Raw genomic sequence first — 12,892 nt, 5'->3', positions numbered from 1 at the left:
CGGGCCACGGTACTTGGGGGCCGTGCGCGGACCGTCAGCGGTTCGTGCGCGGCCCCCCGCATGGTGTTCCCGTGACCGAGACCGAGCGGTCCGCACCCGAAAGGAACCCCTGACCATGAGCACCCTTGCCACCCAGGCCGTGTCCCGCGAGATCCGCCTCGCCTCCCGCCCCGTCGGAGCCCCGGTGTCCGAGAACTTCGAGCTGGTCACCACCGGGGTCCCGGAGCCGGCCGAGGGGCAGGTCCTGGTCCGCAACACCTGGATGTCGGTGGACCCGTACATGCGGGGCCGGATGGACGACGCCCCGTCCTACATCGCGCCGTTCGCCCTCGGCGCCGCGCTGGAGGGCAGCGCGGTCGGCGAGGTGATCGCCTCGCGGGACCCGTCGGTGCCGGTCGGCTCGACCGTCTCGCACTTCCTCGGGTGGCGGGAGTACGCGGTGCTGGACGCGGCGGCGGCCATCGTCGTCGACACCCGCACCGCCGCGCCGGCGGACCACCTGGGCCCGCTGGGCACCACGGGCCTGACCGCGTACGCCGCGCTCACCCGGACCGCGCCGGTGCAGGAAGGGGACGTGGTGTTCGTCTCCGCGGCGGCGGGGGCGGTCGGCAGCGTCGCCGGCCAGCTGGCGCGGCGGCTGGGGGCCTCCCGGGTCATCGGCTCGGCGGGCGGCCCGCACAAGACGAAGGAACTGCTGGACTCCTTCGGCTACGACGCGGCGATCGACCACCGGCAGGGCGATCTGCCCGGCCAGCTGGCGCAGGCCGCCCCCGAGGGCATCGACGTCTACCTCGACGCCGTCGGCGGCGACCACCTGGAGGCGGCCATCGGGGCCATCCGGCAGGGCGGCCGCATCGCGATGGTCGGCGCGATCAGCGGCTACAACGCGGCTGCCCCGGCGCCGGGGCCGGACAACCTCTTCCGCGCGGCGGCCCGGGAGGCGACCCTGCGCGGGATGCTGGTCTCCAGCCACTTCGACCTGTTCCCGGAGTGGATCGCGAAGGCCTCGGCGTGGCTGGCCGACGGAACCCTGCGCACGCGCCAGACGGTCGCCGAGGGCATCGAACAGGCCCCCGCCGCCTTCCTCGGCGTCCTGACGGGCGCCAACACCGGCAAGATGCTGGTCCGCCTCTCCGGCTGACGGCTCAGCCCCGCTTGGCCTTGAGCCACCCGACCAGGGAGCCCCACGCGACGGGGGTCAGTGCGAGCACTCGGCCCCCAGGTTCGCCGCTGTCGGCCACGAGTACGTGGCCGGCGGGGCCGGTGGCGACGTAGACGCAGGCGTTGCCCTCCGCGCAATGGGAGGATCGCTTCCAGTGGGATGGGGTCATGCGGGCGCCTTTCACCAGGTCCGGGTGACGGTATGGATGAGGTCGCGGGTACGCGCGGGATCGAGGGCCATCGCCTCCAGCCGCTCGAAGAGCGTGCGGTATTTGCTCAGTTGGGATTCCGCATCGAGGAAGACGACGCCGTGTGACTGGTCGAGCTGGATGGTGTCTAGCTGGGGGACCGGCCCGTGCGCGTAGAAGATGGACTGGCCTGAACCCGGGAAGGCACCCGCCGAGAAGGGTATGGCGCGGATCGTGACGTAGTCGCGCTCGCTCATGTCGAGAAGATGTTGCAACTGGATGCCCGCGATCTCGGGTCCGCCCACGGCGATGCGCAGTGCTGCCTCGTGGACGATCGCCTGGTACGGGGCAGGGTCGTCTCGGAAGAGGATCCGCTGACGTTTCACGCGGAACGAGACCCGGTCCTCGATGTCCGGTGGTGGGAGCGAGGGAACTGCCTGGCGGAAGATCTCGCGGGCGTACTCGGGTGTCTGGAGCAGGCCCGGGATGTGAGCAGTGAACACGCCCCGGAGCATGCGCGAGTGATGCTCCAGTTCGGCCAGGTCAAGCCATGCCGCCGGGAGGGTTTCCCGGTGGTCCTCCCACCAGCCGCCGCCTTTGCGCTCGCCCGTCATCGCGACCAGCGCATTGACCAACTCCGTGTCGGCGCAGTCGTAGTGGCAGGCCAGCGTGCGTACCCGCTCGGGGCTGACGCCGAATCTGGCGGCCTCCATGTTGCTGATCTGGTTCGGCTTGACGCCGAGTCGACCGGCGGCCTCGGCCGACGTCAGTCCGGCACGCTCGCGCATCCTGCGCAGCTCGGCTGCGAAGCGCAGCTGACGCGCGGTGGGGCTGCTGCGAATGGGCATCGTGCGTTCCTCCGCGAGGAAGTGTCACCCACACGAGTGGGCGTTGCGTGCATTTAGCGGGAACCGCCTAAATAGTTAGGCGTAGCTCCCTATCTTGGGTGCCAGGCCACCGCCTGGAAGCACCCCGCTCGACGGAGCGACCTGGTCACCAGGCACTGCACAAGCATGGGTCAACTCTCCTCCTTGATCGGAGACTTCCATGGCAACGGTAACGCCGTCCTGGGCCTACACCCTCCACCTTCCGCACGATCCGCGGGCAGCGGGAATCGCCCGGACCACGCTGCGTGCCGTCCTGCGCAGCCACGATCTGGACGGGCTTGCGGAAACGGCCGAGCTGGTCGCCGGTGAGCTCGTCGGCAATGCCTACCGGCACACCCGAGGGCCCTGCGCCCTGCGCGGGCGGCGCCGGGCGGGCGCTTGCGGGTGGGCGTGTGGGACACGGGGCCGGACGTCCCCGCCGCCTTCGGCGCCGAGGCGGCCATGGCGCCGGTCGAGGCGGAAGGCGGCCGCGGGCTGCTCCTCGTGCGGTTGTGCGCCGAGCAATACGGCTCGTACCGGCTCGACAGCGGGCAGGGCGGCAAGCTGCTCTGGGTGGAGTGCGGGCCCCGCCCGTGAGCTATTCGGTGCGGGGCAGCCAGCCGCGCTGGACCGCTCGGACGCCGAACTCGAAGCGGCTCGCGGCGCCCAGGCGTTCCATCAGGCCGTTCGCCAGCCGGCGGGCCGTGCGCGGGGAGACCGCGAGGCGCTTGGCGATGGCCTCGTCGGTCAGGCCCTGCGCCAGGAGCCGGATCACCGTGCGCTCCTGCGAGCTGAGGCCGCCCTCGTCCCGTTCCTCCGAGGTGCCCAGCGTGCGCGCCCCGGCCCAGACGTTCTCGAAGAGCGCGCACAGGGCCGTCAGCGTCCCGTGCCCGGTGAGGACGACCGCGGCCGCCGCGCTGTCCTCGCTGCTGACGGGGATCACCGCGGTGGCCCCGTCGAAGATCATCATGCGGGTCGGCAGGTCGGGGGCGGTGCGGACCTCGCCGCCGAGCTCGCTCAGCCACGTCGCGTACGCCACGGTGCTCTGGCTGTTGCGCACGCTGTCCTGGAACAGCGACCGCATCCGCACCCCGCGCCCCAGCAGTGCCGCGTCGTTCGGCTTCGAGGCCTCCAGGGTCTCCGGCCGGTGGCCCCCGCCCGGAGCGAAGCTCATCAGCTCGGTCTGGAGTCCGTGCGCCAGGCCGGAGATCCGGTTGCGGATCTCGTCGAGGCCGACGAGCTGCTCGACCCCGGGGCTGGCGGCGGCCGGGCTCAGGTCGGCGTACTCCGCGATGAGCTGCGCGGCGGCCGCGCGCGAGGCCTCGATCCGCAGCTGCTGGGCCGCGAGCTCCGCCTGCTGGCGGGCCATCAGGATCTCCATGCCGACCTCGGGCGAGACGGCGCGGAGCTCTCCGGCGTGGTCGTAGGACGGCCGGATCAGTGCGAGCTCGCTGAGCGTGTCCAGGCTGCGCCGTACATCGGTTTCGGACACCCCGAGGCGGGCGGCGAGTGCCTTCACCCCGTCGCGCGGCACCGCGAGCATGGCGCGGTAGACGGCCTCCGCAGTCGTGTCGAGGCCCAGAGTGGCCAGCACAGTCCCCCCCGGTGTGTGCCGTAATGATCAAAGTTGGTCGGATTATCGCACGCAGGGGTCTGGCGGACCATCGGATGGACGGTTCCGTCCAAGGCCCGAAGTGTCCACCGCAGGGGCTTCGCTGGAGGCGTGTCATTCGCCAGGATGGGGCACATGTACCTCGTTCACGCAGGTCTTCGGGCTGCCGAGCCCGGATCCCAACTCCCGTCCGAGACGGCAGAGTTGATTCGCTCGGTCGCCGACACCGACGGCCCTCCCGCCGAGCACGTCTCGGCGCATCCTGACGCCCTGCCCGATCCCGTCGTGGGCGTCTTCCTGGTCGCCGACGGCCTCGCCGAGGCGGAGCGCACTGCGGAGACCCTCTTCCGGCGCGCCCTGGCGGTGGTGCCCGCGCTGCGCGGCTGGCGGCTCACCCGGGTCGGGGCGCCCCTGGTCACGCCGTACTACGAGCAGCTGCTGCTGTCCTCTTCCGGCCCCGCTGGCCGGATCGGGTCAGGGCCGCTTCCGTCCAACTGAACCCCCTTCCACCCGTCCTGACCTGCGACGAGAGTAGTGATTGCCGGCAGGGAGCCACACGGAACCCGGCCGGCGCCACCGGAGGAAACGTCACCGCGGGACGCGAATCCGGACCACCACCGCCTCGTTCCGGCTCTCGCAAAGGACCACTGCCATGCTTCGCACCCGCCTCGTCAAGGCCGCCGCGGTCACCACCCTCGCCCTCGCCGCCTTCGCCCCCGCCCTGACGGCCCACAGCGCCGGCCAGACCGGCCACGTCTTCGCCACCACCGCCTGGGAGACCGCCCCGGCGGGCAAGAACACCACCGCCTGGGAGTAGCCGCCCCCGCCGCCGCAGCGGCCCCGCGCTCGACCGCGCTCTCCACCGCGCCGACTGCGCGCACCGGGCCCCGCGCACCGGGCCGACCGCCGACCGTCCACCGGAGCGGAGGCCGGCCTAGCGTCCGTACGGTGCGGGGCGCTCAGCCCTTGCTGACCGCCACCAGGATCTCCGGCAGCTTCCGCGCCACCGTCGGCGCCGCCAGCCGCAGCCCCGCCCACGTGGCCAGCACGCCCCAGCCCGCGCCCAGCGGAAGCAGCAGCGCCGCCAGGAATCCCTGGTCCGCGACGTCCGCGTAGACCGTCAGAGCGATCACCGGCGAGCAGATCAGCGCCGACGTCAGCATGCCGCCGAAGATGCCGATCCAGGCGAGCCCCGCCTGCCCCGGCGCGACGTTCTTGAAGGCCCCGTCCGACGGGATGGAGTACGGGAAGCGGGCCGAGGCCAGCGCGCCCGTGCACAGCATCGACCCCAGCAGCGCCAGCGCCAGCCCCGTCGCCGCCGGGAAGTCACGCCAGTTGTCGACGAGCGCGGCCGTGACCACCGTGAGCAGCACCGTGTACGGGACGGTGACCAGCGCCAGCGCGTACGACCGGGCGCGCAGCTCCACGAACGCGTCGCGCGGGGTCGAGATGGTCTGCGCCACCATCCAGAACGCCGAGGTGTCCTGCCCGAACTGGTTGTACATCTGGATGCCGAGCATGCCCGCGCCGAAGCACGCCAGGTACAGCGAGCCGGTGCCCTGGAGGGCGTTGGCGACGGGGACGATCACCCCGATCGCCAGCGCCGTCACCCACGCCGACTTGGTCTTCGGATCGCGGACCGCGTACCGCAGCGTGCGCCGCATCGCCGCGCCCGTGCGGCCGCCCGGCATCAGCGACCAGAAGCCGCCGTCCCGCTCGGCCTTGCCCGACGCGGCGGACTCCGCGACCGAGAGCGTCGAACCGTCCGGGGAGACCATCAGCTTCGTCAGGCTGCGCTCCCAGGACCACAGCAGCAGCGCCAGCGCCGCCAGCGTCACCGCCAGCTGGGCCGCGGCCACCCCGTACGAGCCCTCGCTCGCCGAGTCCACCATGCCGACGGCGGTCGCGGGCGGCAGCCAGCGCACCACCGCCTCGGCGGGCTCCAGCTGCGCCAGGCCGCCGCTCTGGAACAGGCGCTGGCTGCCGAAGTTGGCGGCCTGCCCGCCCACCGCGATCAGCAGGCCGCTGAGCACGGCCAGGTCGCGCCCCTTGCGGCTGGTCAGCAGCCGGACGTTCGCCGTGGCCACGGCGCGGGCGAGGGCCACGCAGCCCAGCAGCAGCAGCGGCGCGGCCAGTACCGCGGCCAGCGCGCCGACGGGCCCCCGGGCCACCGCGATGGCCGATCCGGCCGCCAGGCACAGGGTGAACAGCGGGCCGATGCCGACCAGGGAGGACGCGAACAGCGCCCGCACCAGCGGCCGCGGCCGCAGCGGCAGCATGACGAGCCGGCTCGGGTCGAGGGTCTCGTCCCCCGTGGGGAAGAACAGCGGCATGAAGGCCCAGCCGACCGCGAGGATCGCCGCCAGCAGGACGACGACCGTCCCGGCGTGGGCGTTCCCGTGCAGCATCGCCAGGCCGAGCGTGACGAAGAAGGCGACGACCAGCGCGAAGACGAGGCTGGAGACGTAGGCGGCCTTGCGCTTCGAGGAGCCCTTGAGCCCGTTCCTGATCAGCGACAGCTTGAGGCGGACGAAGACCGGGGTCAGGGAGGCGGCCCGTTCCCGCCCCGGTGCGAGGGTGCTCATCGCGCGGCCGCCCCGCCGCCGAGCCACTCCAGGGAGTCGCCCGAGTCCCGGCCCCGCGCGCCGACCAGTTCCAGGAACGCGGCCTGCAGCGAGGGCGCCTCCCCCCGTACGTCGGCGAGCGGGCCCGCCGCGCGGATCCGGCCGGCCGCCATCACGGCCACCCAGTCGCACAGCGATTCGACGAGCTCCATCACGTGGGAGGAGAAGACGACGGTGGCGCCGGAGGAGGTGTACCGCTCCAGCACCCCGCGGATGGTCTGCGCCGACACCGGGTCCACGCCCTCGAACGGCTCGTCCAGGAACAGCACTTCCGGGTTGTGCAGCAGCGCGGCCGCCAGGCCGATCTTCTTCCGCATGCCCGTCGAGTAGTCCACGACCAGCTTGTTCTGGGAGCCCGCGAGGTCCAGTACGTCCAGCAGCTGGGTGGCCCGCTTGTCCGTCTCCTCGCCCGGCAGCCCCCGCAGCCGGCCCATGTAGCCGAGCAGTTCCCGCCCGGACAGCCGCTCGAAGAGCCGCAGCCCCTCCGGCAGCACGCCGATGCGGGACTTCACCTCGGCCGGGTCCGCCCAGACGTCGTGCCCGGCGACGAAGACCCGCCCCATGTCCGGGCGCAGCAGCCCGGTCACCATCGACAGCGTCGTCGTCTTGCCCGCCCCGTTCGGCCCGACGAGCCCGATGAACTGCCCGGCCGGCAGCTCCAGATCGATCCCCGCGACGGCCACCTGCTCACCGAACCGCTTCCACAGCCCCTCGACCCGCACGGCGGGGACGGCGGACGGCGCAGGTCGCGCTCCGTCCGCCCCTGCCGCCCCGTCCGTCCGGCCCGCCGCATCACCCTGGTCAGGCATGCGCCCGCCTCTCCTGTGTCCCCGTATGCGTAGGTCCTACGCTCCTGCGTTCTTCACGATAGGAGGAGGGGGAAGGGGTCGAGCAGTTACGAATGTCATGAACTTGCAGGTACGAACCGCCGGTACGAACCGCCGGTACGGCCCGCTACGCCGACTTGCGGTCGCGGGCCTCCGCCGCGTCCCGGCCGCACGCGTACGCCAGCCCGTCGATCAGCTCCTCCACGTCCGGCAGCCACCGGTTCGCCGCCGTCGGGGCCTGCGCCCACTGGACGGAGCCCCGGCCGCCGAAACGCGTCGGGGGAGCGGCCACGTACTGCCCCTCGCTGCGCGCGAACAGGTCCAGCGCGGACGGGGACCAGCCGAGGTTGCTCACCAGGTCCTCCAGCTTCGCCCCGGCGCCCGGCAGGACGAAGAACAGCATGCGGTGATCGGGGCTGAGGGTGACCGGGCCGACGGTGCGGTTCATCCGGTGCAGCCGCGCCAGCGCCAGGAACCCGGCGGAGTCCGGTACGTCGATGGCGTCGAAGGTCCGGCCGGTCGGCAGCAGGATCGAGGCGTTCGGCTGCTTCCCCCAGATCCGCCGGACCTGCACCGCGCTGCCCGAGGCCAGCGCCTGCCAGTCCTTGACGGCGGGGTGGGCCCCCGGAGCCGAGCAGTCCGCGGCCCCGCAGGAGCACAGTTCCCGCCCTTCGCCCGGCTCCAGCCAGGTGCCGGCGAAGACGTCCCAGTGCCGTTCTTCCGCGTACCGCACGGCATGGTCCAGCAGCCGCTCGCCGCGCTGCTCGGGGATGGGTGCGGTCTCCGTGACTCCGATGGTCTCTTCCACGCCCATCACAACTCTCGCGCCCACCGGTGGTTACGGCCGCAAACCGGCCGGTGGCCGGAGCATCGATCCTGCAAACGGGGCGCATGGGTGCATGAGCGGGGGCGCGTGGGAGGTCGGGGCGCCGCGCGTGGGTAGCCACACCACGCAGAGGGGAAGATTCTCCGCACATCAGGCGGGAAGTGATCATTCCAATGCTCACCCGCGGCCTCAGGGGGTTTTCATGGCAGCCAGGCCTCTCGTCGCGCGCCAGCCGAACGAACGGCTCCAGGCGCTCATCCAGGAAGCCGGGTGCTCCAACGCCGGGCTAGCCCGGCGCGTGAACATGTGCGGGGCCGAGCACGGCCTCGATCTCCGCTACGACAAGACCTCCGTGGCCCGCTGGCTGCGCGGCCAGCAGCCGCGCGGCCGGGCTCCCGGCATCATCGCCGAGGCGATCGGCCGCAAACTCGGCCGGACCGTCACCATCGACGAGATCGGCATGGCCAACGGCAAGAACCTCGCCTCCGGCATCGGCCTGCAGTTCTCCCCGACCGTCATCGGCGCCATCGAGCAGGTCTGCGAGCTGTACCGCAGCGACGTGGGCCGGCGCGACTTCCTGACCGGGGCGAGCGTGGCCTCGTCCGCGCTCGTCGAGCCGAGCCGCGACTGGCTGATCACCGGGGCGGACGCGCAGGTGGCCCGCAGCGGGGGCGCGCGCGTCGGGATGTCGGACGTGGAGGCCGTGGTGGCCACCACCGAGGCGCTCAAGGACCTCGACCACCGGTTCGGCAGCGGGCACGTCCGGCCCGTGGTGGTGCACTACCTGAACTCCGTGGTGTCCGGGCTGATCGGCGGCTCGTACCGGGAGCCGGTCGGGCGGGCGCTGTTCGCGGCGGTCGCCCGGCTCACGGAACTGGCGGGCTACATGGCCGTCGACACCGGGCAGCCGGGGCTCGCACAGCGGTACTACATCCAGGCGCTGCGACTCGCCCAGGCGGCGGGGGACCGGGCGTACGGGGGGTACGTGCTGGCCGCGTCGATGAGCCACCTCGCGGCGGAGCTCGGGAACCCGAGGGAGATCGCGCAACTGGCGCGGGCCGCGCAGGAAGGGACGAGGGGGCAGGTCACACCCCGGGTGGAGGCGATGTTCTACGCCGCCGAGGCGCGCGGGCACGCGCTGCTCGGGGACAACCGGGCGACGGCGGTGCTGTCGGGGCGGGCGGTGACGGCGCTGGAGCGGGCCGAACCGGAGTCGGGGGACGACCCGGTGTGGATCCGGCACTTCGACGGGGCCTACCTCGCGGACGAACTGGCGCACTGCCACCGGGACCTGGGCCAGGCGGAGGCGGCGGCGCGGCGCGCGGAGGAGGCGCTGCGGGGGCTCCCGGAGACGAAGGCGCGCCGCCGGGCGATCGGGCTGCTGCTGCTGGCGGCGGCGCAGGTGCAGCAGCGGGAGGTGGAACAGGCCTGCCAGACGGCGACGAAGGCGGCGGAGCTGCTGGGGACGCTGCGCTCGCGCCGGGGCGCCGAGTACCTGGACGACTTCCGCGTCCGTCTGGAGCCGTACCGGGAGGAGGCGGCGGCGCGGGAGTTCGGCGCGCGGCTGGAGGCGGTGTCGGTGGCGTAGCAGGTCCTGCCGTCACAGTGGCGCCGGCCGGGCGCCACTGTGGTCAGGGCCCTCCCCGCCCGTCGCGGAACCCCCGGAGGCGTCCCCCTCGGCCGGGTCCCCGGGGTGCGGGCTGCCCGGGGAGGGCGGTGACCGGGTAGCGTGACCCGACGGTTCCGAAGGTTCGGGCGAGTCGGAGAAGGAGTCCCGGTGACGGAGAGCGGACAGGGAAGCGGTCAGCACCGCGCCCCGCAGTCTGGCGTCCCGCAGGGCGGTGAGCCGTGGGGGCAGCCCGGTTACGGGTACCCGCAGCCCGAACCCGAGCCCGGGCACGTCGTGGGGCCCGGCTTCGAGGGGCCCGGCGAACCGCACGGGTACGGCTACCCGCCGCTGCCCGAGGCCGTCACCCAGTACATCCCGCCGGTCCCGCCGGGCCCCGGCCCCGGGCAGCACGAGGCGGCGACGCAGTTCATCCCGCCGGTTCCGTCCGGCCCCGGCCCTGGTTCCGGGCAGCATGAGGCCGCCACCCAGTACCTTCCGCCGGTTCCGCCGGGCCCCGGCCCCGGGCTTGGGCAGCACGAGGCGGCCACGCAGTACCTTCCGCCGGTTCCGTCGGGCCCCGGCCCCGGCTCCGGGCAGCACGAGGCGGCGACGCAGTTCATTCCGCCGGTTCCGTCCGGCCCCGGCCCTGGCCCCGGGCAGCACGAGGCGGCGACGCAGTTCATTCCGCCGGTTCCGTCCGGCCCCGGCCCCGGCTCCGGGCAGCACGAGGCGGCGACGCAATTCATCCCGCCGGTTCCGTCGGGCCCCGGCCCCGGCTCCGGGCAGCACGAGGCGGCGACGCAGTTCATTCCGCCGGTTCCGTCGGGCCCCGGCCCCGGGCCCGGGCAGCACGAGGCGGCGACGCAATTCATTCCGCCGGTTCGCTCCGGCCCCGGCCCCGGCTCCGGGCAGCATGACGCGGCCACGCAGTACATACCGCCCGTCCCGCCCGGCCCCGCGCCGAACGCCGCCGAGGGGTTCGACGGGCTGTTCCGGAACGACGCCGCCGCCGGGCAGACGCAGCACCTGCCGCCGGTCCAGGCACCGGTGCGCCGGCAGCAGCCCCCGCCGCGCGCCTACCCGCAGCCGCAGCCGCAGCAGCAGGCACACCCCCACCCCCACCCCCAGCCCGCCGCGCAGCAGTACGCGCCGCCGCCGCCCGCCGAGCCCGGCCGTCGGGTCTCGCCCCTGATCATCGGGGCCGTCGTCGTCGGTCTCGCCGTCGTCGGCCTCGGCGTCGGCGCGCTGCTCAGCGACGACAAGCCGCAGAACACCGACCCCGGCGCCGCCCCCGCCGCCCCCACCGGCTCCGGCTCCGCCGCGGCCGGCGGCGAGGCCCCGGTGGACCCGGCCCGCCCCCAGGCCGTCCAGCTCGACAAGCTGCTCGCGGACAGCAACGACAGCCGCGCCTCGGTGATCAAGGCCGTCGAGGACATCAAGGGCTGCCGCAACCTCGGCCAGGCGGGCGATGACCTGCGCGACGCCGCCCGCCAGCGCGAGGAGCTCGTCACCCGGCTCCAGGAACTCAAGCTCGACAAGCTCCCCGACCACGCGAAGCTGTCCGCGGCGCTAACCAAGGCCTGGAAGTCCTCGGCGGACGCCGACAACAGCTACGCGGCCTGGGCCGACGACGTGGGCGACGGCAAGAAGAACTGCAAGGACGGGCAGGCCAAGGCCACCCCGCACGCCGTGGACGGCAACAAGTCCAGCGGCGAGGCCACCCGGGCCAAGGACTCGGCCGCGGCCATGTGGAACTCGATCGCGGCCAAGTACGGCCTCACCAAGCGGGACAAGTCCCAGCTCTGACGGGCGGCTACGCCGCGCGCGGGGCCTGCTCCAGGGTCGGGGTCATGTCCATGGACTCCTCGCCCGGCTGCGCCACGAGCCGGCCCGACCGGACGATCTGGAAGGTGACCTGCCCGTTCACGATGCGCGGGAACCCGGCGACGGCCCGCATGTCCTGGTAGCGCCAGGACAGGTCCGGCGTGAGGCCGCCCGTCCGGATCTTCTCCGACTGGTTCAGCACGCGCGCGACCTTCCGCGCCGTGATGTCCTCGCCGTCCTTGAACCGCTTCACGACCTCGTCCAGCACCGTGTACGCGATCCAGGTGGTCTGCGCCCCGCTGTCGTCGGGGTCCACTCCGTCGTCGCCGAAGGAGTGCTCGGCGATCACCTTCCGCATCGGGTCCCACAGCGGATCGTTCGAGACGGGGTACCAGCTGGTGAGGTATGCGCCCTCGAAGGGGCTCTCCTTGCCGCCGGTGCGGTTGACCAGGGCCTGGCTGACGCTGCCGAGGACCGAGGAGATCTGCGGCGTGCGCTGCTTCTCGGCGGCGGCGCGGCGGAAGGCGTCGAAGAACGTCTCGGTGCGCTCGCCGAGCACGGCGGTGACGCAGCCCTTCTCCTTGTCCTTGTCCCTCTCCTTGGCGGACGCCCCACCGGCCCCACCGGCCCCGCCCGCCCCGCCCGCCCCGCCCGTGTCGGCGAGGGCCTCCCGGGCCGGCGCGGAGAAGTCGGCGGTGTCCTCGGCGGCGCGGATGTCGGAGGCCTCGGGCGCCTTGTTGGCCTTCAGGCCGGCGTTGAGCAGCACGGGCATCGAGTCCCCGGCGAGGGTGTCCGGGCGGACGATGGACACCTGGCCGCAGGCGCGTCCGAGCTGGTGTCCGGCGCCGGCGAGGAGCACGGGCTGGCCGCCGTTGACGGGGTAGGAGAGGGTGCTCTGGAACTCCTCCGAGGAGACCCCGTAGCCGCCGATGAAGGGGATTCCCTCGGCCTCCAGCGGGGCCATGAAGGCACGGCCGTGCTGGCTGTACGAGCCGACGACCGCGACCGCCTTCTCGGAGATGGCCTTGCGGGCGCAGTCGGCGGCGCCGGCCGGGGTGTTGCGCTCGTTGCAGGTCAGGACCCGGAGCTTGCGGCCGTTGATGCCGCCCTTGGAGTTGACCCAGCGCTCGTACGTCTTGGCCATGGCGGTCATTCCGGGCATGTTGGTCGCCTTCGTGCCCTCCGGGGCGAAGGTCATGACCGTGAGGGTGTCGCCGGGACCACCCGAGCCGCCGGGTATGGCCCCGCAGCCGACGACGAGAGCGGCGCCCGTCGCCGTGGCCAGGAAGGTGCGGGAGAGGGTTGCTGCGCGTCGCCAATCGGTCATGTCCATGCACCATGCCGCCCCACGGGTA

General features: G+C 73.3%; 13 protein-coding genes. 6 read left to right on the top strand and 7 right to left on the bottom strand.

All coding sequences use genetic code 11. The features are described from left to right. The first annotated feature begins 115 nt into the window (after positions 1-115). A complete protein-coding gene (locus EES41_RS16630; RefSeq protein ID WP_123079221.1) occupies positions 116-1,141 on the top strand; it encodes an NADP-dependent oxidoreductase in 1,026 nt (341 codons plus the stop codon). Positions 1,142-1,145: 4 nt separating this feature from the next. Here the strand turns inward: EES41_RS16630 and EES41_RS16625 are convergent, their stop codons facing one another. Further along, a complete protein-coding gene (locus tag EES41_RS16625) occupies positions 1,146-1,331 on the bottom strand; it encodes a DUF397 domain-containing protein (protein ID WP_123079219.1) in 186 nt (61 codons plus the stop codon). A gap of 11 nt (positions 1,332-1,342) precedes the next feature. Next, a complete protein-coding gene (locus tag EES41_RS16620) occupies positions 1,343-2,197 on the bottom strand; it encodes a helix-turn-helix transcriptional regulator (RefSeq protein WP_123079217.1) in 855 nt (284 codons plus the stop codon). Positions 2,198-2,626: 429 nt separating this feature from the next. Here EES41_RS16620 and EES41_RS44190 point away from each other — a divergent pair, with 429 nt between their 5' ends. Continuing rightward, positions 2,627-2,812 carry a hypothetical protein gene (locus EES41_RS44190; protein ID WP_367995778.1) on the top strand — a complete coding sequence of 62 codons (186 nt, stop codon included), beginning with the start codon at positions 2,627-2,629 and terminating at the stop codon, positions 2,810-2,812. Position 2,813: 1 nt separating this feature from the next. Here EES41_RS44190 and EES41_RS16610 read toward each other — a convergent pair whose 3' ends face one another. Then, positions 2,814-3,809, bottom strand: a complete 996-nt coding sequence (locus EES41_RS16610) for a LuxR C-terminal-related transcriptional regulator (protein WP_123079215.1) — start codon at positions 3,807-3,809, stop codon at positions 2,814-2,816. A 153-nt stretch (positions 3,810-3,962) separates the two neighbouring features. Between EES41_RS16610 and EES41_RS16605 the strand changes: the two genes are divergently transcribed. Both EES41_RS16605 and EES41_RS41445 read left to right on the top strand, forming a co-directional pair. After that, complete coding sequence (locus EES41_RS16605) at positions 3,963-4,325, top strand: hypothetical protein (RefSeq protein WP_047960610.1); 363 nt, start codon at positions 3,963-3,965, stop codon at positions 4,323-4,325. A gap of 154 nt (positions 4,326-4,479) precedes the next feature. Then, positions 4,480-4,644: a hypothetical protein gene (locus tag EES41_RS41445; RefSeq protein WP_164495862.1), complete on the top strand. Its 165-nt coding sequence runs from the start codon at positions 4,480-4,482 to the stop codon at positions 4,642-4,644. A gap of 142 nt (positions 4,645-4,786) precedes the next feature. Here the strand turns inward: EES41_RS41445 and EES41_RS16600 are convergent, their stop codons facing one another. From EES41_RS16600 to EES41_RS16590, 3 genes are all read right to left on the bottom strand, one after another. After that, positions 4,787-6,412, bottom strand: coding sequence for a transporter (locus tag EES41_RS16600; protein ID WP_123082519.1), 1,626 nt, complete (start codon positions 6,410-6,412; stop codon positions 4,787-4,789). Further along, entirely contained in the window at positions 6,409-7,260 is an 852-nt protein-coding gene (locus EES41_RS16595) for an ABC transporter ATP-binding protein (RefSeq protein WP_123079213.1), read from the bottom strand. The genes EES41_RS16600 and EES41_RS16595 overlap by 4 nt, the downstream gene beginning before the upstream one ends. A 145-nt stretch (positions 7,261-7,405) precedes the next feature. Further along, the gene (locus tag EES41_RS16590) at positions 7,406-8,086 is read right to left on the bottom strand and encodes a bifunctional DNA primase/polymerase (RefSeq protein ID WP_123082518.1); all 681 of its coding nucleotides are present in this window, start codon (positions 8,084-8,086) and stop codon (positions 7,406-7,408) included. 220 nt (positions 8,087-8,306) lie between these two features. On the opposite strand from EES41_RS16590, the gene EES41_RS16585 reads away from it, so the two are divergent. Together EES41_RS16585 and EES41_RS16580 are read left to right on the top strand one after the other, a co-directional pair. Beyond that, the gene (locus EES41_RS16585; protein WP_123079211.1) at positions 8,307-9,692 is read left to right on the top strand and encodes a transcriptional regulator; all 1,386 of its coding nucleotides are present in this window, start codon (positions 8,307-8,309) and stop codon (positions 9,690-9,692) included. A 189-nt stretch (positions 9,693-9,881) separates the two neighbouring features. Then, positions 9,882-11,519, top strand: a complete 1,638-nt coding sequence (locus EES41_RS16580; RefSeq protein ID WP_254211472.1) for a hypothetical protein — start codon at positions 9,882-9,884, stop codon at positions 11,517-11,519. A gap of 7 nt (positions 11,520-11,526) precedes the next feature. Here the strand turns inward: EES41_RS16580 and EES41_RS16575 are convergent, their stop codons facing one another. After that, positions 11,527-12,864, bottom strand: a complete 1,338-nt coding sequence (locus EES41_RS16575; protein ID WP_164495860.1) for an ABC transporter substrate-binding protein — start codon at positions 12,862-12,864, stop codon at positions 11,527-11,529. Between the last annotated feature and the right edge of the window lie 28 nt (positions 12,865-12,892).

The organism is Streptomyces sp. ADI95-16 (genome assembly GCF_003721495.1).
Taxonomy (GTDB): domain Bacteria; phylum Actinomycetota; class Actinomycetes; order Streptomycetales; family Streptomycetaceae; genus Streptomyces; species Streptomyces goshikiensis.
Note: the sequence above shows the minus strand (reverse complement) of the source record. Positions and strands in the feature narration are given on the sequence as shown.